The 21,269-nt window shown below is 70.6% G+C and carries 15 protein-coding genes; 2 read left to right on the forward strand and 13 right to left on the reverse strand.

Annotated elements, in window-relative coordinates; translation table 11 throughout:
- Window positions 1-887 (forward strand): IS3 family transposase (locus tag ACSC1Q_RS35635; protein ID WP_436763127.1); only part of this gene is annotated, 887 nt, incomplete at its 5' end.
- A 36-nt stretch (window positions 888-923) separates the two neighbouring features.
- Here ACSC1Q_RS35635 and ACSC1Q_RS35640 read toward each other — a convergent pair.
- From ACSC1Q_RS35640 to ACSC1Q_RS35700, 13 genes are all read right to left on the reverse strand, one after another.
- On the reverse strand, window positions 924-1,460 hold the full coding sequence (locus ACSC1Q_RS35640; RefSeq protein WP_436763128.1) for a hypothetical protein: 537 nt from the start codon (window positions 1,458-1,460) through the stop codon (window positions 924-926).
- Between the two features lie 114 nt (window positions 1,461-1,574).
- Window positions 1,575-4,871, reverse strand: a complete 3,297-nt coding sequence (locus ACSC1Q_RS35645; protein ID WP_436763129.1) for a hypothetical protein — start codon at window positions 4,869-4,871, stop codon at window positions 1,575-1,577.
- A gap of 276 nt (window positions 4,872-5,147) precedes the next feature.
- Complete coding sequence (locus ACSC1Q_RS35650) at window positions 5,148-5,954, reverse strand: ABC transporter ATP-binding protein (RefSeq protein WP_436763130.1); 807 nt, start codon at window positions 5,952-5,954, stop codon at window positions 5,148-5,150.
- A gap of 49 nt (window positions 5,955-6,003) precedes the next feature.
- On the reverse strand, window positions 6,004-7,104 hold the full coding sequence (locus ACSC1Q_RS35655) for a FecCD family ABC transporter permease (protein ID WP_436763131.1): 1,101 nt from the start codon (window positions 7,102-7,104) through the stop codon (window positions 6,004-6,006).
- Between the two features lie 7 nt (window positions 7,105-7,111).
- Window positions 7,112-8,104: an ABC transporter substrate-binding protein gene (locus ACSC1Q_RS35660; protein WP_436763132.1), complete on the reverse strand. Its 993-nt coding sequence runs from the start codon at window positions 8,102-8,104 to the stop codon at window positions 7,112-7,114.
- Window positions 8,101-9,096 (reverse strand): TfuA-like protein, encoded by a 996-nt coding sequence (locus ACSC1Q_RS35665; RefSeq protein ID WP_436763133.1) that lies wholly within the window; start codon window positions 9,094-9,096, stop codon window positions 8,101-8,103. The genes ACSC1Q_RS35660 and ACSC1Q_RS35665 overlap by 4 nt, the downstream gene beginning before the upstream one ends.
- A 100-nt stretch (window positions 9,097-9,196) precedes the next feature.
- Entirely contained in the window at window positions 9,197-10,453 is a 1,257-nt protein-coding gene (locus tag ACSC1Q_RS35670; RefSeq protein WP_436763134.1) for a YcaO-like family protein, read from the reverse strand.
- Window positions 10,446-11,702 (reverse strand): YcaO-like family protein, encoded by a 1,257-nt coding sequence (locus ACSC1Q_RS35675; protein WP_436763135.1) that lies wholly within the window; start codon window positions 11,700-11,702, stop codon window positions 10,446-10,448. The genes ACSC1Q_RS35670 and ACSC1Q_RS35675 overlap by 8 nt, the downstream gene beginning before the upstream one ends.
- An 8-nt stretch (window positions 11,703-11,710) precedes the next feature.
- On the reverse strand, window positions 11,711-13,108 hold the full coding sequence (locus tag ACSC1Q_RS35680; protein WP_436763136.1) for a YcaO-like family protein: 1,398 nt from the start codon (window positions 13,106-13,108) through the stop codon (window positions 11,711-11,713).
- Window positions 13,105-14,499 carry a CocE/NonD family hydrolase gene (locus ACSC1Q_RS35685; RefSeq protein ID WP_436763137.1) on the reverse strand — a complete coding sequence of 465 codons (1,395 nt, stop codon included), beginning with the start codon at window positions 14,497-14,499 and terminating at the stop codon, window positions 13,105-13,107. The genes ACSC1Q_RS35680 and ACSC1Q_RS35685 overlap by 4 nt, the downstream gene beginning before the upstream one ends.
- Entirely contained in the window at window positions 14,496-15,293 is a 798-nt protein-coding gene (locus tag ACSC1Q_RS35690) for a hypothetical protein (RefSeq protein ID WP_436763138.1), read from the reverse strand. Before ACSC1Q_RS35690 ends, ACSC1Q_RS35685 begins: the two co-directional genes overlap by 4 nt.
- Before the next feature lie 203 nt (window positions 15,294-15,496).
- A complete protein-coding gene (locus tag ACSC1Q_RS35695; RefSeq protein ID WP_436763139.1) occupies window positions 15,497-17,218 on the reverse strand; it encodes an ABC transporter ATP-binding protein in 1,722 nt (573 codons plus the stop codon).
- Between the two features lie 125 nt (window positions 17,219-17,343).
- Window positions 17,344-19,032 carry an ABC transporter ATP-binding protein/permease gene (locus tag ACSC1Q_RS35700; protein WP_436763140.1) on the reverse strand — a complete coding sequence of 563 codons (1,689 nt, stop codon included), beginning with the start codon at window positions 19,030-19,032 and terminating at the stop codon, window positions 17,344-17,346.
- Between the two features lie 219 nt (window positions 19,033-19,251).
- Here ACSC1Q_RS35700 and ACSC1Q_RS35705 point away from each other — a divergent pair, with 219 nt between their 5' ends.
- Entirely contained in the window at window positions 19,252-20,511 is a 1,260-nt protein-coding gene (locus tag ACSC1Q_RS35705; RefSeq protein WP_436763141.1) for an MFS transporter, read from the forward strand.
- The last annotated feature ends 758 nt before the right edge of the window (window positions 20,512-21,269 follow it).

Below are 21,269 nucleotides of genomic sequence, written 5' to 3' on the forward strand. Positions count from 1 at the left end.
ACCGCTTCCAGTTCGTTGAAGATCACAAGGCGCTCTACGGGGTGAAGCGGTTGTGCCGGGTGCTGCAGGTGTCACGCTCGGGTTTTTACCGGTGGCTGAAGGGCGCCGCGGCGCGGCTGGGCCGCCGCCAGGCCGATGAGCGGCTGGCCGAGCGGATGCGGCGGATTCACACCGAGCATGAGGGCACCTACGGCTCGCCCCGGATGACGGCCGAACTACGCGCGGCCGGGATGAGGGTCAACCACAAGCGGGTGGAACGGGTGATGCGCGAGCACGGCATCGCCGGGCTGCATCTGCGCAAGAAGGTCCGCACCACTATTCCGGAGCCGGACGCCGTGCCGGTGGCGGACCTGCTCCAGCGCGACTTCACCGCCGAGCGGCCGAACACCCGCTATGTCGGCGACATCACCTATCTGCCCGTCGGCGGCGGCCGGTTCCTCTATTTGGCCACCGTGGTGGATCTGTATTCGCGCCGGTTGGCCGATTGGTCGATCGCCGAGCACATGCGCACCGAACTCGTCGTCGATGCGTTGCAGGCCGCGGCGCAGACCCGGGGCGGCCGCCTGGACGGGGCGGTCTTTCACAGCGACAACGGAGCGCAATACTGCTCGCAGGAGTTCGCCCGGGTCTGTCGCCGCCTCGGGGTCACCCGCTCGCGCGGTGCGGGTGGCACCAGCGCCGACAACGCGGCGGCCGAGTCCTTCAACGCGAGCCTGAAACGCGAGACGCTGCAGGGCGCACACGGCTGGCCCGACGCCCGCACCGCCCGCTTGGCCGTGTTCGGCTGGATCACCCGCTACAACACGATCCGGCGGCACTCCCGCCTCGGCCACCTCAGCCCGATCGACTACGAGAAGACGGCAGATAACCTGAAGCCTGCCGCCTGAAATCGGTGTTCACGTTCATGGGGGAAGCCCCGAAGGTCATGAGGCATCTCCCTGGCTGGCGGCGGATGGGCGATCACGGCGGCGCAACAGCTGGTCGTAGGCGGCGACTGAGGGCAGCGGCCGGGAATCGACCGGTAACGTCGTCAGCCGCCGCTGGGTGAGGGAGGCGACGTCATCAGGAATCTCGGCCGGGTTGCCGACCGGGCGTGATCCAGGGGTGGTGTGCCGAGGTTCGGCGCTGCCGGCCTGGTCGGCTTGGGCGGCTTTGCGGGCTTCGACGGCGACGACGTCCGCAGAGAGCGCACCAACGCTCAACGCCGTGGCGATCCCGGCGACGACGTGGTCGTGCGCCATGGTCCGGTGCAAGAGCAGAACCTCGATCAGCGCCCGGGTCCCATCAGCGTCGCCATGGGCTCGACGGACCGCCGCCCACCACGCGTCATGCACCGGGGTGAACTTGCCGGTCTGGCGCGCCTGCTCTAGCGCGGTTGAGCCCGGCAACGCGCCAGGCTTGCGTATCAGGATTTCCAGATAGTGATTCAGGTCCAGGCGGGACCGATGCCGGGTGTCCATCCGCTCATGCCGGGCGACCTCGGCAGCCGCGCCGTCATCGGCCAGGACCCGGTAGGTGCTGGCCGTCGAGGTGTCGTACCAGACGCGGTTGCCGCGCCGGTCGGGATCATTCGCTTAACCATGGTCGGGGGCGGGAAAAGCAGCCTCCACCTCACCAGCGTTAATGAGTGCTGTGCGCAGCAGGTCATGCTTAAGGCTGTCGCTTGTGCTGGTACGAAGCAGCTTGAGGGCGTGGCGTCGGACCTCTAACGTCGTAAAGGCATCGGCGGAAACGCCCAAGATGGCTGTGACGATGCTCAGAGCCTCGGGCGAGGAAGGGGTGGCTGCGGCGCGGGCGGCGATGTTGGGGGCGTTGTCCAGGGCGGGTTGCTGTTGGATGGTGCGGGCGGTGAGGTCCAGCCACCTGTGCTCGTCGATCGTGTGGGCATCGGCGAAGTGTCCGGCGCCAGTCAGCGCGATCGGTGGGAGCGCGGCGTCCAGGGCCGAAGCCCACACTGTGCAGGCCCGTTCAGCTGCAGGAGGGGGCGTGGAAGGGTGGCCGATCATCCAGGCCAGCCGCTTCAGCAGGGCCGATACGGCGGCAGATCCGCCGTCATGGGCGGTGAGTTCGGTGAGGAACACCCGAGCTGATCCCAGAGGGTTGGCGTCTCGCATGAGGGCCAAACCGACGCGCTCGAGTACACCGACGTTATTTGGCGCGCATAGTTCGGTGTAAAGATCATCGCGTTTGAGTCGGGCCAACAGGTCGGGGCTGGGGGTGCCGTACCTGAGCCAGGTGTGTGCCGGACGCCAGCGATGGTCCAAGGCGAACAGATCGGTGGTGTGTGCGGCCGCCCAGGCAGGGTCGCTGTTGACGAGCTGAGTGAGGCAGAATCCGATGACTGCCAGTGCCTGATCGTCGGGAGCGGACTTCAGAATCTGGTCCAGGCGAACTGTCACCTGCGACGGCAACCCGTTCCCGGCGGCCCGGGCATGGTGCACGCCCCAGGCGATCATGGTTCGCAGCGCGGTCCCGCCCAACTGCATGGCGGCGTTGATCGGCTCAGGCGTGGAGGTGCGTGGCCGTATCCAGGCGATGGCGTGGTCGTCGAGCCAGGACAGGGCGGTGGGTGTGATGTCGCCGAGGTCCACATCGGCGTTCCAGGCCTGTTGGAGCAGCATGCAGATGATCAGCTGGAAGGAGTCGGTTTCGGACGGATCTGTGGTGGAATCCGTTGGTCGGTGTGCGAACGCGGCACCAGCGACTGCGGCAAGGGAGCTGGTAGGGGCGAGGTTCTCGTCTTGATAGGCACGCTGCAAGGCGGCGAAGTAGGCGAGGCGCAGGTCGGGGTCGCGGGCTACAGCGGTCACGCGGACTGGATCGGCTGCCCACCTGACGGGATCCGCGGCGACCAGGTCGGAGATGATTCCGCCGTAGACGGATACCGGGTCGCGGGTGTCTTGCGGGATCGGCGTGCGGATCAGAGTTTCGACGGCGGCTGCTGGGCCTTCTTCGGCCGCCTGCTGGGCGAACGGCGCGGGGGTCAGGCCGCCGTTGATGGTCCAGGTGTGGGTTTCCACGGCCCAGAGGGGTTCGGGTCGGCCAGGGGGAGGACCACCCGTCACCTCTTCAAGAAGGCGCAGGAGCGGCTGCCACGGGGCCAGGAGTGTGGCGGGCAGGATTTGGGCCAGGTCCCACACGGTGTGCCAGGCATCAGGCAGCGGTTCGCCGTTGCTGGTGTAGTCGTCCTGCCATTGATCGATGCGGGCCTGGCCTGGGGCAGGCCCCAGGCCGGCGGCGAGCGCGGCCTCCACCGTCGGCCGCTGATCGCTGGGCGCCACCTGCACGACGTGCCGCAGGAAGTCGAAGACGTCGGCGCGCACCGATTTCATCTCCAACGCCTTTTTGATCACCTCGATGGCCATGCTCCACCACGTTGACAGGGCGAACTCATCGAGAGCGACGTCGTCTGAGGGGTAGCTCTCGCGCAGATGAACTGCCAGCAGCCGTTCTCGTGTGGCCTCGGCGGGCAGGGCGTTTTGCAGCGGATTCACACGAAGGTGAAGCGGAACGCCGTGGGCGGTGTCGGCGCGCGCCAAGTCCAGCACAGCACCCAGCAGGAGAACCACGAATTGGTCCCTGCCCTCATCAACCGACACCGCGGCGAGGTCGTTCACAGATTCGATCGCCCAGCGGGTATCTCGGTTATTTGTCAGATGATGACCGAGAGTATGCGCGAGCGCGTACCGGATGCCGGTAGCCAGCTTGCCGTCGTCGTCGCGAGCGGCATTGCCTGGGTAGGCGGTCTCCAACAGCATGCGGAGAAGCTGGCCGCAGCGCCAGGTCTCGTGATCGGTGAATGAGGTCTTCTTGAAGATTTCCTCGATGACCTGGGCCCAGCGGCGGTTTCTTTCAACGGGGCTCACCGCGCCCACCCAGTTGGCGATGCGGAGCAGCACACCATGGTCGTCGGTGGCTTGGGCGGTTTTCCACATGAGGGGGAGGGCATACATGCCAGCCTCACGCAGCAGATGAAACGTCATCTTCACCGCGTGCGGGCCCCGCTGGTCAATGAACTCCAGCTGAGTTGTGACCCACGCGCAGACCAGTTCCGGATCATCAGCCAGCAGCCGTTGCAAGTAAGGGCTGGCTGACCAGCGGTTTTGGTCTGGAACCAGCCGCTCCGGCGGCAGCAGCTTCAGCCAGTGCGGGCTGATCGCGACGCGGAAGAAGTAATCACCTGCTCGCGGGTCGGTCATCAGCGCGACCTCCGCGGCGTCTTTCTCCAGGGGGTTTGCCAGCAGGGCCAGCTCACGCAGGCGCTCTGCGCGCTCGGGCAGGCCCAGGAACAACTGTCTGATCGCGGCGACCAAGTCTTCCCACAACTGGCGGGCGCTGTCCAGGCTGCTGGCCGAACCGTGTAGTACCCCTGAGGTGTCGCGGTAGAACTTCGCCCACGAAGCGCGGACCGCGGTCTGTTCGGCGATGCCTATATCCCGGCGTGTCCGTTCCCGTACCAGGTAGCCGACCTGCCGGACCCGGAACCCGCCCGGCTCCTTCTCCTCCAAGACGAGGGCGTCGACGGCGTCGCCGAGGGCGGTCAACCTCTCGGCCAGATCCGGTGCGTTTGCACGTACCGCCTCGACCACCGACTTCGCCTGGCTGGTCACCTTTTTTTGCGCCGACTGAAGACCGGGAAAGTCATCTCCCGCGATCTTCAGGATGCTGTCGAGCGCGTTACGACAGCAGGACTGAGCGACTTCGGCAGCGGCCGGATACTGCTGCGGTGTCGACAGCATCATGCCTGCGGTCTCTAGCAGGTTGACCGCCCGTTCCCCGTTGGGACCTCGTGCGGTCAGTGCGGCGGCGAGATCAGCCTGCACGATGAACCGTTCGAGCGAAACGACGTCATCTGTATCGTGGGAAGACATATGACTCACTGAGACACCGTAGCTCTTGTGTGAACTCGCGCCCCAGGAGTTTGATCGCGAACGTTCACGGTGGGGGAGGGGAGCGAAGTTAGCTGGTCCGCTAACGCCGGCGACGGGTGACCTCGGTTGGCATGTGCTGATCAAATCGGTGGTGTTCACACGGGTCGAGTTCAGGCACGCCTCTCGCGCGTGATCGGCGGGGTGCGACGACACGTGGATCCCGAGCACCACTGATCGGTGCTTGCCGTGTGCGCATCGAGGAGGTTGCGCTTTCGCTCACCGTGCGCTCTTTGACGGCTGGGTGGCCTTGGTCGGCAGCGGGAGGCTGAGACGGGGAAGGCCGTCGGCGCCCCGGCTCACCTCGGCGGTGACTCGATAGACCTCCGCCAGCAGTTGTTCGGTCACGATCTCCTGCGGCGCCCCCGCCGCCACTAGCTGGCCGTCGTGAAGCACCACTAGGCGGTCGCAGGCCGCCGCGGCCAGCTGCAGGTCGTGCAGGGCCGCCACCACCGTCACTCCCAGCTCGCCGATCAGTGCCAGCAGTTCCACCTGGTGGCGCAGGTCGAGGTGGTTGGTGGGCTCGTCCAAGATGAGCAGGCCCGGTTCTTGGACCAGGGCGCGGGCCAGTTGCACCCGCTGGCGTTCACCGCCGGACAGGCTCGCGTACACGCGTCGCGCGAGATGGGAGACCTCGCAGCGGGTCATGGCCGAGGCGATCAGCTCTTTTTCCCGGTCGGACAGGCGGCCGAGGGCGCCCAGGTAGGGAATGCGGCCGAGCGCGACGATCTGCTCCACCTGGTTCTCCAGGTCGGCGGGGGAGTCCTGGGTCACGGCGGCGACCCGCCGGGCGACCCGCATGGCGGGAGTCGCCCAGACGTCGGCTCCGTCGAGACGAACCACGCCGCGATCGGGCCGCTGGCGCCGGTAGGCACATCGCAGGAGGCTGGACTTGCCGCTGCCGTTGGGGCCGATCAAACCGACGATTTCCCCGGGTTCCACGGTGAGGCTGATGCCGCGCAGGATGGGTTTGCCACCTGGAGCCCAGTGCACGTTCTCCACCCGCAGGGCGGCCGGATCGGTCATGTGCCCGCCTCTGATGCGGAAGGTTCGGGCTTCGGCGGTGGGGGGGACGTCACGACAGGGATCTCCGATCGGCGCGTGCCAGCAGGACCAGGAAGAAGGGGGCGCCGAGCACGGCGGTGATGACGCCGATGGGAATCTCGTCGGGCTGGTTGAGCAGGCGCGCGCCGACGTCCACCCACACCAGCAGGAGCGCTCCGCCGAAGGTGCTCAGCGGCAGCACCCATCGGTTGTCGCCGCCGACGAGCATCCGCGCCGCGTGGGGCACCATGAGCGCGACGAAGCCGATGCCGCCGCTGACCGAGACGACCGCGCCCACGGTGACCGCGCCGGCCACGATCAGGCGCCATCGCACCCGGTTCACCTCGACGCCCAGGCTGGTGGCCCCCTCCTCGCCCAGGACGAGGGCGTTGAGCAGGCCCGCCCGTACCCAGAACCAGGCCGCGGCGCACGCCACGACGGCGGCGGGCACCCACAGGTCGCGCCACTGGGTGCCCGACAGCCCGCCGAGCGTCCAGAACAGCGCCGAGCGCAGTTGCGCCTGCGGTGAGGTGAGCACGATGAAAGAGGTCACGGCCTCGGTGAGGGCGGCCACGGCGACCCCGGACAGGATCAGGCGGGTGGTGGCGAGCTGGCCGCCCCGGCGCGCCAGCAGCACCACCGTCGAGAAGGTCGCCATCGCGCCGGCGAAGGCCGACAGCGGCAGGGACAGCACGCCGAACCAGGAGGCGCCCGACAGCAGGGCGAGCACGGCTCCCAGGGAGGCGCCGGAGCTCGCGCCGATCAGGTAGGGGTCGGCCAGGGGGTTGCGCAGCACCGCCTGCAGCACCGCGCCGGTGACCGCCAGCCCGGCGCCGACGACGGCGCCCAGCAGCACGCGAGGCAGGCGGATGTCGAGCACAATGGTGGCCAGCGGCCCGTTCAGCGCCCCGGCCGCCGCGTCCGCCGCGTCCGGCCACACCGCGCCCGCGATGATGGCCCAGACCTCGCCGAACGGGATGGACACCGGGCCCAGCCCGACGGCCGCGACGAGGGAGGCGGCCAGGGCCAGGGCGAGCAGGGCGACGGTGGCCGACAAGGTGAGCCGTCGCCGGGTTCGCGCCCGGTGGGGGCCGGCACTGGTCCCCACCGGGGTGACGATGTCGTTTTTCACGCGGTCGTCACCTGGCGAAGCCCTCGGCCAGTGCCTTGAGCGCCCGGCCGCTGCGCAGGCCCGGCTGCAGGTCGTTGACCGGGATGACGACGAAGCGGTTGTTCTTGACCGCGGTCACGTTCCTGATCGGCGCGTACGAGCGCATCCACGCGATCGACGCGTCGGCGGGCTCGAAGGCCTGGTCCTCCACGACGATGACCTCGGGGTCGCGTTTGACGATCTCCTCCCAGCTGACCTGCCCGAACTCGGTCACCTCGGGGAAGATGTTCTTCCCGCCGGCCCGTTCGAACAGGTCGTCGTACAGGGCGGTCGAGCCGGTCATCATTGGTTTTTCCTTGCCGCCGGCGTAGTCGAACACGCGCAGCGCCGGAGTGCGCGGGGTGACGGCGTCGATCTCGCTCTTCAGCGCGGTAGCGAGCTCTTCGGCCTTGGCCTCGACGTTGAAGATTTTGCCGAGGTCGCGCAGGTCGGTGTAGGTGTCCTCGACGTTCGCGGTGTGGCCGGGGCAGCTCGCCGACAGCAGGTGGGTGTTGACCCCGTCCTTTTGCAGCTGTGCTCGATCGCCCATGGCCTTGGGGCCGTAGTCGTCGGGGTAGCCGCTCACCACCATGTCGGGGTTGGCCGAGTAGACGACTTCCCGCGATGGGGGCGGGAAGGCGGACTCGGCGATGACCTTGATGCCGTTCAGGTCGGCGGCGTAAGCGTCGAGGATGTCCTTGGCCGCGACGGTGCCGGCCATTCGCTCCTTGAGGCCCAGGGCGAGGACGACCTCGGTGGCGACCGTGCTGGAGGTGACGATCCTTTCCGGCGTTTTGGTGTAGGTGTAGACGCTTTCGCAGTTGGTCACCTGGACCGGCCCTGCGCTGGAAGCCGCCGCGGACGCGACGGCCGAGGGCGTGGCGGGGGAGGCGGCTGTCGTGGTCGTGCCGGACTGTGCGCCGCAACCGGTGAGCAGGACCGTGGCGAGTGCTCCGGCGGTGATCGGCATCCGTGTGGTCATCGGACGTGGTTCTCCTTCATGGTTCCCGCGCTGTCGCGGGAGGTGTGGGGTGCGCGTGCGGCGGCCAACCGGGCCGCGTACTCCCCGCGCACGCGCAAGGTGTCGAGGATCGCCGAGGGCAGGTCTTCGGCGACCTCGGTGGCGGCGGCGACCAGGCAGGCCTGGTCTGCGGCGAAGCGGGCGAGGGCGTCGGCGTCCAGGTCGGCCAGGTCGGCGGGAGCCAGGCGCTCGACGACCAGGTCGATCCACTCGCGCAGGGCCGGTCCCGTGGGGCGCGCCCACCGGGTGGCCGCCACCCTGCGCAAGGTGGCCGCCCGCTCCAGCTCCTCGTACAACCCTTCCTGTCGCAGAGTGTGCAAGACCGCGTCGGTGAGGGCGGGAGGCAGCCCGTTGCGCGAGGCGGGGCGCACGGCCCGCCACTGCACCGTCTCCTCGAAGTGCCAGGCTTGCCCGGCGGGCGGGTGGGGCAGCGCGTCGGCGGCGAGCAGGGTCAGCAGGTGGCGGGCGTCGTCGGCTTTGACGTCGCGGCGCCCCTCGGGCAGCCAGCGGCGCAGCCCGGGGTGGCGGGCGGTGAGGGCGGGCCAGCGCCGATCGGGGTAATGCGTTTTCTTGGCCGTGCCGATGACCTCCTCGGCGGCCGCCGCGTCGATCACCCCTGCCGACAAGGCGGCCCGCATGGTCGCACGGATGTTGACCATGGCCTCACTGACCGGGCGATACCCCTCCTCAGGGCCCAGGTGGGCCACCGCGACCTCGTCGTCGTCGGTCAGCTCCCCGGACATCAGCGCCCGGTAGACCTCTCCGGCGCCGATCATGCCGTAGGGGGTGAGTTCGGCGGCGCGTAACGCGCCCATGCTGGCCGCCCCCGCCATCACGACGCCTTCGCGTAGCGCCCACAAAATCTCCTTGTGCCACACTGCGGGCACCCGCTCGTAGACGCCGTCAATGATCGCGATCACCCGGGGCCGGTCGGCGGCAACCAGTGCGGCCACGTCCCCCTGGGCGGCTGGCGGCAGCACTGTCGTCGTCCGGCCGGCCAGGAGTGTGCGGATCTCCCTTTCGCCGAGAGTGGGACCAGCAAAGACCGCGATATCAGGCACGCTCGTCCTCCAGCGGCATGGACAGTGCCCGCGGGCCGGGCACCGTGGGCTCCCCGGTGAGCGCTCCCGCGCCTTCCAGGCCGGGAACCAGCACCTTGACCACCGGGACGGCGAACTCGGGCCTGGTCAGGTCGACGGCGACGACCTCGCCCAGCCCGGACGCCTCCAGCCGGGCGATCAGCCAGTCCAGGTCGTCACCGAGCACGTCGTGGTCGGCACCCGCGCCCGCGTCAAAGGACCTGGCATGGGCGGCGGTCGAACGCAGCGCATCTCGCAACTCGACGATGCCCTCCACGTCACCGGTCTGCTCATAGCGTTCGCGGGTGATGTCGTCGCGGGTCCCGGAAATGGTGATCAGCCGGCTCTGAGCCGCCTCGGTGATCGCCCGCTGCAGGGCGATCACCGGGTGCGGGTGACAGCCCAGACCGGCGGCGGCCGGCAGCGGCCGAAATAGGTCGGGCTCGGCGTCGACAATGTGGCACAACACGCAGGGGACGCCGATGTCGGAGGTGATGTCGAACAGCGCGACCTCCACCCCGGCCGCCGCGTAGCGCTCCAGCAGCGCCACGGTCTGCGGATCGGTCACCGTGGCCGTGTCAAGACGCGCATCGGCCTGCTGCTCGGCCTCACGCAGGTCCCACAGCGCGGCCGCGTCCCGCTCGATCACCTCGCACAACGCGTGCACCAGGGCCTCCAGGGCGCTGTTGCCGCCGGCCAGGCCGTTGCTGTCGCGGCACAATCCGTGGTCGGTCAGCGCGGGCGGCAGGGTGAAGTCCAAGCTGACCGCCTCGAAGGGCACGAACACCGGCTCTCCGCCGACCACGTGGCGTCCTTCGACCCACAGCAACGCGGTCGCCTCGTCGAGCACCCCGTCGGCGGTGCGCGGCAGCGAGCGGGGGTCCAGGGCCGAGGTCAGCTCGGCCCGCCGGGCCAGTCGCAACGGCAGGTTCACCCGCTCGGCGTGGGCGTGCTCGACGGCCTCCATCACCGCCGAGATTCGGCTCGCCGCCCGGCTGACGCCCTTGCCCTGGCTGACGGCCAGACTGCGGGAGTTGGGGCGGTAGGCGGTCATGACGGGAATTCCGATCACGTCCAGCCCGGTGATGTCAGCCACCCGGGTGATGCCGCAGGCGGACATGACCGGCTGCAGCCGCCGCCAGGTCTGCTCCAGCAGTGCGGCGCGGTGGGTGCCGACGCGTTCGGCCTTGCGGCCGGGGCGCTCCAGGTTCCACGGGGCCGGCTCAGGCATGAGGCACCGGCAGCAGGTCGCAGGTGCCGGGCAGCGGGTCGGCGCCGTCGCCGAGGAAGGGGAAGGCGGCCGGGGCCGTGGAGCGCAGCCCGGGGACCACCACCCGGGTGACCGCGAGCCCCGATGCGGCCAGGTCGCGGGTGGTCAGGTCGACGCTGATCGGCCGCAACCCGTGCGCGGCCAGCGCCCGGCGGGGACTCCAGTCCGGCGAGCCGACTGGCTCGGGGGAGACGCTCTGCGGGCCTGGCATGAGAAATCGGTCGCGGACGGCGTCGGCGATGCGCGGGTCGGCCAGCAGCTGCAGCGTGCACAGCAGGTCGGTCGCGTCGCTCAGGTCGGCGGCGTAGGAGTCGGCGTAGCGGCGGTCCTCGCGGTGGGGCATGAGGGCGCCCAGGGGTCTTTCCCACTCGGGGATGCCGGCGATGACCTCCCGCAGGGCGTCGAGTGACCGCAGCGCCTCGGCGGCGGCCTTGCGGCCGGAGGCCTCCGCGCTCTCCGACAGCGAGCAGCCGGCCCCGAGCAGCCCGTCGCGTTCGGCCAGGCACAGCACGACCGGCGCCCGCAGCAGGTTCGGTACGGCGTACCAGCGCAGCCGGGCTCCCACGGGGCAGGGTAGGGGCGGGGCGCCCAGCGAGGGAAAGGCGTGCGCGCCGTGCCAGGCGGTCGCCAGCGCGTGCCGTTCCACGACCTCGGCTAGCGCCGCGGCACCGGCCGCCCGCGGGGTGGGACCGGCGGCGATGCCCGCGGCGACGGGCAGGTGGACCGGACGGCCCCGCGCGGTGGCGTGCTCGCCCGGGGCCAGCCACACCAGCGAGGCGGGTACCCACACGACGCCGCCGTCGCCCGCGCGGCCGGCGACCCAGTCGACGGCGTCGGTGCGGCGCAGGCCGGCGAACGGGAAACCGGGACGCTCGTGCTGGGCGGGGGTGTACAGGGCGAGCGCGGCGGGGTCCACGGCGTCGTGGCCGTCGGACGTCAGCCGCTCCCAGCTGTCGCGGCGCAGCCGGGAGCGGGGGATGAGGTGCCCGGCGTAGCGTTCGGCGGCCTCACCCAGCGCGCGGGCTCGGGCTCGGGCCGGGTCGCCGAAGGAGGCGCCGCCGACCGTGGGATTTCCCAGCGGGTGGGCGAAGACGCCGGTGTCGGCGAGCACGGCGGTGGCGGTGTGCAGTACGCCGTGGCTGCGGCCTCGCAGCACCCGGGTGACCAGGCCGCTGCGCTCGTCGCGGGCGAGGGCGGGGGGCGGTGTCATGGCGGCCTTCACGTGTGCGGCAGGGGAACGAGGTTGATGTCGGCCTCGGCCAGAGCGGCGGTGCGCAGGCCGAGCCGGACCGGGTCGTCGTACAGGCGGCTGCCGCCGAGGAAGGGGAAGGCCGCCGGGGGGTTGGAGTAGGCGCCCGGGACGACGACGCGGCTGACCCGCAGGCCGGTGGCGGCGACGTCGGCGGTGGTCAGGTCCACCGCGTGGGCCGTCAGGCCAGCGGCGGCCAGCCGCCCGAGGTAGGCGAGGTAGAGGTCGCCGGTGATCGTGGGCAGCTGCTGCAGCGACACCGTTGCGTTGCCGGCGGTGATCGGCGTCAGGTATTCGCTCATCGCCGGGTCCAGCCAGATCTGGCTGTGGCAGGCCAGGTCGACCACGTCGCGGAAGTCGGCGCGGTAGGAGGAGCGGTAGGCGCGGTCGGCGCGGTGGGGGTGGAAGAGGTCAGCGCTCAGGTCGCCGTCGGCGACCGCCTGCCAGATCGCGCCGTCGGGTTCGAGCAGGCCGAGCGCGTAGACGCGCAGGGTGACCGCTTCGGCGAGGGCCTTGGACACGGCCGCGACGGGGTCGGGGCGGGCGGCGACGCCGAACACCGACAGTCCCAGGGTGTGGTCGCGCAGCAGCACGCCGATCACGGACACGTCGAAGACGGTGGGGATGGCGACGACCCGGTAGCTCAGCTCCGTACCGGTTCCGGCCGCGTGACCCCAGCCCGGCCCCAGGTCGGGGGCGGGGCGCAGCAGGTGCGCCAATCGTGGGTCGTTCAGGTCCACGGGTGTGGCGGGCAGGTGGTTGGCCCACCAGATCACGGTCGCGTCGCGCTCGATGACCTCCTCCAGCGCCGCGGCGCGTGAGGCGCGCAGGTCCGGGCCGGCGGCGATGCCGGCGAGCATGGCGAAGTTGGTGAGCGGTTCGGCCTCGCGCGGCGGCTGGAAGTAGTTGACGTAGGTCAGCGAGGACGGCACCCAGATCTCCGCCTCGTCGTCGCCGCCGTCCAGGGTGACGCCGCGGCTCCACAGCACCGGCAGGTCCGCGGTGAACCTGGTGAACGGGCAGCCCGGTTCGGCGTACTGCGCGGCCGAGTACAGGGCGAGGGCGGCGGGGTCGACGGCGCGCTCACCGGCGCTGACGAGGTCGGTGTAGGAGGCGCGGCGCAGGCCGGCGGGGACGAAGTTGCCGCAGTAGCGTTCGATGGCCTCGCCGATGGCGCCGATCCGGGCGCGGCCGGGGTCGTTGAAGGCGGTGCCGGTGGAGACGCGGTCGGCGGGCCAGGGCAGGTGGCGGGAGATCGCCGCCACCGAGGTGGAGTAGACGTCCAGTCCGCGCGGCCACCAGGGCTGCGGCTCGGCCCGGTCCACGCGGGTGATCAGCCCGGTCCGCTCATTCACCAGCGCTTTCACGGTATCTCCTTACGCGGCCGGGGCAGCAGCAGCGCGGTGTCGGGGTCGAGGTCGAAGGTGAGGGTGAGCGATCGGCTCGGGGCGCGGTGGCGGGGGTGGCGGCCCGCGGTGAGTTCCAGGTGCAGCAGGTGTCCCTCGGGTAGTTCGGCGGCGACGGGGGCCAGGCGCACCTCCACCTCCTGGGTTCCCGTGGTCAGCGGCGCCGTTCCGTCGCACAGGCGTACCCGCGTCCCGCCGGGCCGCTCGTGGACCAGCGTGGCGACCAGTTCGGTCGGCGCTTCGGCGGTGACCTCGCAGCGCAGCCGCGCGGCGCCGTGCCAGCGCGCCGGGGGACGGGCCGTCAGGCGCACCACGTCGTCGCGGCCGGCGAGTACGGACAGATCGGCCGAGTGCGGCAGCGACGGGTAGGGGTCGCCGGGGTCGTGGCGCAGCGTGTGTCGCCGCGCGCGCGGTAGCACTGGGACGGGCTCCAGCGTGGGTCCGGCCGGTGGCAGCGGGTTGGCCTCGTGCCATCGGTCTGCTCCCAGGGTGAGAAGCAGGTCGCCGGTGACCTCACGCGGGTCGCCCTTCGCAGCGGCGGTGGCCAGCCAGGAGAGGGCCAGGTCGCTGGGGTCGGGCTCGTCGGGCACCTCGATGGCGCACTCCTGCTGAAGCCGGTGGGTCAGCGGCGAGGCCCATCCGCCCATCACGACCGTGGCCTGGCGGGCGAGCGCGGCCTGGCGCAGCGACGTGCCGGCCGATCCGCAGTACCAGCTGCCCAGGTGCAGGGTGGGGACCCGGGCGGCGCGCACGCGGGTCAGGGCGCGGCGCTCCTGGGCCTTCCAACTGCCGGGGGTGGGTGGCCAGGGGCCGATCGCGACCGGCCAGTTCGCCGGATCGGCCAGCACGCCGCGCAGGCCGGGGTCGCGGGCGGCGGCGAGGTCGTACAGGCCCGGCCGCGGGTGGCGGCCCGTGCCCAGCTCCGTGCGCCACCACAGTTCCTCGTCCACGGCGATCACACCGGGTGGCCAGGGCTGCCTGCTGACGACGCCGCGCACCGAGGGGTGGTCGGCCGCGCACCAGGCGGCGTAGGCCTCGTACGCGGTGCCGTACAGCAGGCTGGTGCCGTCCGACCAGCTCTGACGGGCGATCCAGTCGAGGGCGGCGTGGCCGTCGGCGCTCTCGTCGGCACCGGCGCTGAACGTTCCGGCGGAACGGTAGCGGCCGCGCAGGTCCTGCAGGACGACGGCCGCGCCCGCCCCGGCCAGGACCTCGGCCTCTGGCCACAACGCCGGCGTGCCGTAGGGGGTGCGCACCACGACCACCGGGGCCGGGAGCCGTTCGGGCAGGAACACGTCGGCCGGCAGCTGGCCGGTGCCGTCGGCCGGGATCGGCACGTCGATGGAGATCACGGGGTTTCCACCATCAGCAGGTCGCCGGGGACCGGCAGGACGGGGTGGCGGCGGATCCGCCCGGTGGCCGGATCGGCGCCCACCTGGACCCCGGCGCCGGGGGGACTGCCGCCGTGCAGGAAGGCGCGCAGGTCGGCGGTGATCAGCGCGGCGATCAGGTGGGCGCCGATCGGGGCCGCCGGGTCGGGGTGGGGCAGGCCGCCGGCGTCCAGCCAGGCCCAGTGCGCGGCCAGCTCCCGGGGCCAGGGCGAGGCGGCCAGGCGGCGCAGCCGCAGGTCCCGGTAGGAGGCGGTGTCCGGGCCGGTGTGGAAGGGGCCGGCGTACCAGCGGCGGCCTTCGGCGTACCCCAGGTGCCAGGGCAGGCGCCGCGAGCGGCAGTACTCGTCGATCAGGGTGAACCGTTCGTCGCGCAGCCGTGAGGTGGCCACCACCAGGGCGGCGACGTCGCGCAGCCCCTCCGGTTCCCGCGCGTGGGGGGCGTCCTCACCGGGAAGGACGCGAACGGCCAGGCCGGAGGCGGCCAGGAGAGGCGGCAGAACCTCCAGCAGGGGTCCTTCGCCGCACACGACGACGTCGCCCGGGACGGCGGGGGCGGTGGGGGCGACCAGCACGCCCTCCTGCCTGAGTACCTCCAGCAGGTCGGCGTTGTCCTGGCCGTCCTCGGCGAGCAGGTCCGGCACCGTGGTGGCGCGCTCGCCGTCCACTTCGACGGTGAGGAAATCCTCCTGCGGGGTGTGGATGAGCCAGCCGTCCACCGTCGGCACGAACGAGGTCCCGCCGGCAAGGGCGTCCATCGTGTTCTCCCGTCCTTCCTGGACTACTGTGCGAGTCCCGCGTGGGGGCGCGATTGGAGCGCGCCCCCACGCGGGCGACGACCCTCAGGTCATCGGCGGGTCACCGGGCCTCTAGCGCCAGGCGACGTTGGTGCGGGTGACGGTCGCGTGGTTGTGCGAGTGCACGCTCGCGCGGACCTGCGAAACCTTCAGCTTCTTCACCTTCATGTCGATTCACCTCCTTGGGGGGATAGGGAATTCGTCTGCGCCGGGCCAGCTGACAGCAGCGCGGCCGCGTCACGCTGAGCCTGGACCAGACGTCTGTAGGGTTCACATCGCGCCATGAGCTCGGCGTGTGTGCCGAGATCGGCGATGCGTCCCTGGTCGAGGACCGCCACATGGTCGGCGTGCAGCAACGTCGACAGGCGGTGGGCGATGAGGAGTGTGGTGCGTCCCTGGCGGGCGCGCTGCAGCGCCTGCTGCATCTCCTGCTCCGACAGCACGTCGAGCTGGCTGGAGGATTCGTCCAGCACCAGGATGGGGCTGTCTCTCAGCAGGGCCCGGGCGATCGCGACCCGCTGGCGCTCGCCTCCCGACAGTGCCGCGCCGCGCTCACCGACGACGGTCTCCAGCCCGTCCGTCAGCCGTTCGAGGAAGGGGGTCACCCGCGCGTCCTCGCAGGCGCGCCGCACCTCCTGCGGTGAGGCGTCCGGCCGGGCCAGCTCCAGATTGGCGCGAAGCGTGTCGTGAAAGAGGAAGGCCTCCTGCGGGACATGGCAGATGAGCCGGGTCAGCTCGGCGCTGGGCAGCTCGCGGATGTCCACCCCGCCGACTCGCACCGTGCCGGAGGCAGGGTCGAAGTGGCGCAGCAGCAGGTGAGCGAGGGTGGACTTGCCGGCCCCGGTGGGTCCGGCCAGCGCGAGCGTGGTTCCCGCCGCGACGGTGAAGGAGACACCTTCAAGGACGGGGGAGCCCTCGTCGTAGGCGAAGGTGACAGCGTCGAACTCCACCGTGAGCGGGCCAGGGTCGGCGAGCAGTAGGTGCTCGCCGTCATCGGGCACCGCGGCGGGCTCCTCTAACAAATCGAACACTCGCCCGGCCGAGGCCGAGGTCAGGCCCCAGACCTTGGTCACATTGAGCAGCATCGTGATCGAACCGAACGACCCCGCCGCCAGAGCGACCGCGGCCAGCAGCGAGGTCAGACCCAGTGTCTGCAGGTTCACCAGGCCAACGGTGAGGACGCTGAGCGCCGCGCCACCGGCCGCGATCCCACCACAGGCGCTCTCCAGCCCGGCTCGCAGCGCTTGCCGCCGCTGAGCGCGGGCCAGCATCCGGTCGGTCTGGGCGAGTGCGGCCAGCCGGTCGCCTTCCCGGCCGAAGGAGACGATCTCGCGAAGCCCCTGGACGAGGTCGGTGACCTCGATGTTGACCTGTGTCGTACGCAGGCTGACCTCGCGTCCCTGCCGGGCACCCAGCCTGCGCAACCACAGCGGGACCACGGCGGCGGCCAGCAACCACGGCAGCAACGCGAGCGCCAGCCAGCCGCTGATCCATGCCATCACTCCTACCGCGAGCGGCGGGAGCAGCAGGGCGACCGCGATGTAGACCGAGGTGTGCGCATAGAAGATCTCCAGGCTTTCGCTGTCATGCAGCGCGCGCACCACCAGGTCTCCGCTGCGGCGTCGCTGCAGCCCGCCGGGCGCGATGCGCTCGAAGGAGCGATACAGCCACTGGCGGACTTGGGCCAGGACGCGAAAGGACAACTCGTGGGAGATCCACGCCTCCACCCAGTTGGCGACGGCGCGCACGGCCACCAGGCCCAGTACCCAGCCGGCGAGGGGCCACAGCACCGACGGTGTGGCGCCGCTCAGTGCCCGCGCCACGGCGACGGCGGCCAGTACGACGGCTGCGGTGGCGGCGGCCTGGTTGAGGGCACCAAACAGCACTGAGACGGCGAAAGCGCGCTTGTGGGTGGACAAGACCTTCAGCAACCCGGCCGTGCCGCGCCGCTGGGGCGGAGCGGAGTCAAGAAGTCCCTGCTCCCATGCCGTGTCCACGATCGGTGACGAGGTCATCGCGGGCCTCCCGCGGAGGCGTTCGCGGTGACCAGCTCGGCCCAGGCGCCGCCGAGGGTGACCAGCCGCTCAGCAGGACCGGCTTCCATGATCTGCCCGCCGTCCATGACGACCACCACGTCGGCGGTGGCGAGACTGGACAGCCGGTGGGCGATCATGATGGTGGTGCGGCCCTCGCGTACCTCGTCCAACGCCTCGCGCAGCGCGGCTTCGGTGGCGCCGTCCACGCTGGCCGTCGCCTCGTCCAGGATCAGCACGGGTGCGTCCTTCAGCAGCGCGCGGGCGATGGCTAGGCGCTGGCGCTCACCCCCCGACAGTCTCGCGCCGCGCTCGCCCACCACCGTGTCGAATCCGTTGGGCAATGCCTCGATCACCTCTAGGACGCGAGCGCGGGCGGCTGCCTCGGCGAGCCTCCGCGGGCTCGCACCGGGTCGGGCCAGCAGCAGGTTCTCGGCGATCGTGCCGTGAAAGAGATAGGTGTCCTGGCTGACGACGGCGCTCAGGGCCCGTACCTGGGCCACCGGAAGGTCACGCAGATCCACACCGTCGGCGAGCACCTGACCGCCGCCGGGGTCGAAGAAGCGTTGCAGCAGGGCGATGAGCGTGGACTTTCCCGATCCCGAACGGCCGGTGATCGCCACGGTGGTTCCGGGCTCGATTGTCAGGCTCACCTCGCGCAGCGCCGGATGCGCGGCGCCAGGGTAGGTGAACGACACCTCCCGCAGCTGCAGGTGGGGCGGGCGGCCGGTGACCGGGCGTGGAAGTGACCGTGACGGCGCCGGCGTCAGGGAAGGGGTGTCGAGCAGGGCGAAGACACCGGCGCTCGCGGCCAGGCCGTGAAACCCCTCGTGCCAGTAGTTCTGCAACTCCAGCAGCGGGCGGAAGGCCTCGGCCGACAGCCACAGCACCAGCAGCAGAGCCGCGGCGTCCAGATGACCTTCGGTAAACCGGACGGCCCCCACGACCACCGCCAGCGCGGTGCCGGCCGTCATGACGAACGCGTTGAGACAGTAGACGCCGCTGGAGACGGCCAGATCTCCCATCGTCGCTCGGTACAAGGTCACCGCGTCGCGGCGCAGCAGCCGCCCGTACAGGGCCGAGGCCCCCAGCGACTTCAACGTGGTCATGCCTTGCAACGCGTCCAGTACCCGGGCGGCGAACGCCTCGTAGGCCTCCCAGTGCCGTGCGCTGCGCGTGCCGATGAGGCGGCGCCACAGCGGGCGAGACAGCGGGACCAGCGTGACGCACACCCCGCTCACCGCGCCCGCCACTGGATCGGCCTCGACTATCACGGCGACGATCAGCAGGGGGCCGAGAACGCTGACGACCAGTTGCGGAAGGTAGAAGCCCACGTAGGCTTGGATGGCGTCCACGCCGTCGGCGATCGTGGTGCGTAACGCGCCGCCGGGGCGAGTCACGCCGTAGCCGGGTCCCAGATCGAGCAGCCGCTCGGCCAACTGGGCGCGCAGGCGCCGTTTGACGATCGACGCTGTCCAGGTTCCCGCCTGGTCGCGCCCCCACAGCAGCAGCGAGCGTGCCAGGAGCAAAACGGCCGCAGCCAGGAGCGGCCCGGTGAACAGGCCCAGGTCAAAGGCGCCGCCAGGGGCGGCCAATGCCCGGCGCACCGTCTCGGCGATCGCCACTGCCTGTCCGGCTCCGGCGGCCGTGGCTAGCAAGGACAGCAACGCGGTCACGGTGACCGGGCCCGGAGCCTGACGTGCCAGAGCCAACAGTCGCCGACGGACCAACACGTGCCAACCTCCTGTGTTTCGGCCCGCCGGGCGGCGAGAGCGATCGGCTCAGATAACGGGCGATCAGCCCAGAACCTATGAAGTAACGATAATCATTGTCAATGATTATTTGGGGATGGTTTTCACTTTCTTTTCCGGATACCGTGAGGCGCCGTGGACGACATCAAGAGCGCGCCTCCCCCCGCGGCCGAAGGGCTTTTCACCCTGCTCGCCGGCAACCGGGACTTCCGGCTGCTGTGGTGGGGCAACCTCGTCAGCGTCTGCGGGGGCTGGTTCACCGCGGTCGCGGTCTTCGCCATGATCTACGAGCACACCGGTGCCGCCCTCGCCGCAGGCGCCTCGCTGGCTGTGCGCTACCTGCCGGGAATCGTCTTCGGAGCCTGGGGCGGCGTGCTGGCCGACCGGCTGGACCGTCGTACCGTCATGCTCACCGGTGATGCGGTCATGGCCGTGCTCGCGCTGGCCTTCCTGCTCGCCGACAACTCTGCCACCATCTGGCTGGTCTATCCCCTGACGTTCGCCTCCGCCGCGGCCGGGTTCGTGTTCCAGGCGGCCCGCAACGCGTGGATGCCCTCGCTGGTCCAGCCGCGGGAGTATGTGTTGTACTCCGCCGCCGTCCAGGTCAACGGCCTGCTGTTTCAAGCGGTCGGCGGCATGGCCGGCGCCGCCGTCGTCTCCTTGATCGGCTGGCGCTGGGCCTTCGCGGTCAACGCCCTGTCGTTCGCGCTGTCGTTCTACTTCACCGCCAGGGTGCGTCGCGGTGCCCGCCGGGGCGACACCGGTCCCGGTGCCGCGCGCGGCTGGCGGGCCTTTCGCGAAGGGCTCGACGTCGCCCGCCGCAACCGAGTGATCAGCGCGCTGCTCGGGCTGGAGGCCGTCTTCTGCCTCGGCCTCGGCGGCACTATCACCACCATGACCTTCCTGGCCGTTCAGGTCTTCCACCTGGGAGACGGCGGAGTCGGCTGGTTTTACGCGGCTCAGGGCGTTACCGGCGCCGTCGTGCTGCTGCTGGCCGCCCCTCGCCTCAAACGCCTCTCCGCCCGACGCCAGCTTGTTGTCCTTGGCTGGTCATGCGTAGGCGAGGGGGTGTTCACCGCCGCGCTGGGCCTGCCCTCCACGGTGGGGCCGGCGCTCGTGCTGTGGGCCGCCGCGGCCGCCGTCGACGTGTTGTACGGCCCCACCTCGATGGCTGCCCTCCTCAACGGCGCGCCCAACGCTGTACGAGGTCGGGTGATCTCTCTGTGGAGCGCCGTGGCGACCGCCAGCCTGGGCGTGTCCGCGGTCGCCTCCGGCGCCCTGCTGGACATCGTCGGCCCCGGCACGCTGCTGCCGATTCTCGGAGCGTGCATGGCCCTGCCCGGCGCTGCTTGGCTTTTGGCCTTGCGCCTGGGGGGTGTCACCACTTCCGGCTGAATCCTCGCCCGCCTCGCCTGGGCCGACAACGCCGGGGACCTGTCCTGACCTTCACTCGGTAGGTGCTGCGGGCCGGACCGGAGCACGCAACGGATCGCGACCGAGGCGATCAAAGGCCGGTTGAGCGGAGTGGTCAGTGAGGTGAACAGATCTCGGGGACCTACGATCTGCTTCAGCGAGAACTGCGTCAGCACCTTTCAGGCCCGAGGCATCGGCCCGATCATCCTGGGCCGTCTGGGCGAGCACGTTTGCGGCGGGAAGTGCCCGTGTCCGTGAGTCAACGGCGAATGTGCGCCGGGTTCGGCCGCGTGAAACCGTCGCAGACCGGCGGGAGCGAAAGTTATGCCGGCATACCGACATGAATGCCCTATCGGCCTAGGGCGCCTGCAAACGTGCCTGCGGCCCGTGCGGGATTTTCGTTACCAGCATGGCGGCAAATATAACCAAAGCTGGCATTGGCCGGATTTTATGACGATGTCGCGCCATTAAGGAAACCCGGCTGTGCCCTTGCGGGTTCCGTGCCGCCGAGAGGTTCATCGGGCGTCAGTGGTCGTCCCAGTGCCCCTCGTGTGAAGCGTGGCGATGCCCGTCGTGAACGTAGTCGACGTGGCCGTCGTGCGGAATCGCCACGTGGCCGCAGCCCTCACCGTGCTGGTGATCATGCCCAACGTGCTCGACATGGGCAGTTGAGCCGCACTCGTCGGCATGGTCATCATGAGGCCGGTGCAGGTGCCCGTCGTGAACGTAGTCGACGTGGC

It is taken from the genome of Streptosporangium heterodermiicola (genome assembly GCF_051390675.1).
Taxonomy (GTDB): Bacteria; Actinomycetota; Actinomycetes; order Streptosporangiales; family Streptosporangiaceae; genus Streptosporangium.

Bases quoted from the DNA above. Each gene is read 5' to 3' on its own strand.
- ACSC1Q_RS35650 (WP_436763130.1), bottom strand. From the start codon at position 5,954: ATGACCGATCCGGCCGCCCTGCGGGTGGAGAACGTGCACTGGGCTCCA.
- ACSC1Q_RS35675 (WP_436763135.1), bottom strand. From the start codon at position 11,702: ATGACACCGCCCCCCGCCCTCGCCCGCGACGAGCGCAGCGGCCTGGTC.
- ACSC1Q_RS35660 (WP_436763132.1), bottom strand. From the start codon at position 8,104: ATGACCACACGGATGCCGATCACCGCCGGAGCACTCGCCACGGTCCTG.
- ACSC1Q_RS35640 (WP_436763128.1), bottom strand. From the start codon at position 1,460: ATGGACACCCGGCATCGGTCCCGCCTGGACCTGAATCACTATCTGGAA.
- ACSC1Q_RS35670 (WP_436763134.1), bottom strand. From the start codon at position 10,453: ATGCCTGAGCCGGCCCCGTGGAACCTGGAGCGCCCCGGCCGCAAGGCC.
- ACSC1Q_RS35645 (WP_436763129.1), bottom strand. From the start codon at position 4,871: ATGTCTTCCCACGATACAGATGACGTCGTTTCGCTCGAACGGTTCATC.
- ACSC1Q_RS35690 (WP_436763138.1), bottom strand. From the start codon at position 15,293: ATGGACGCCCTTGCCGGCGGGACCTCGTTCGTGCCGACGGTGGACGGC.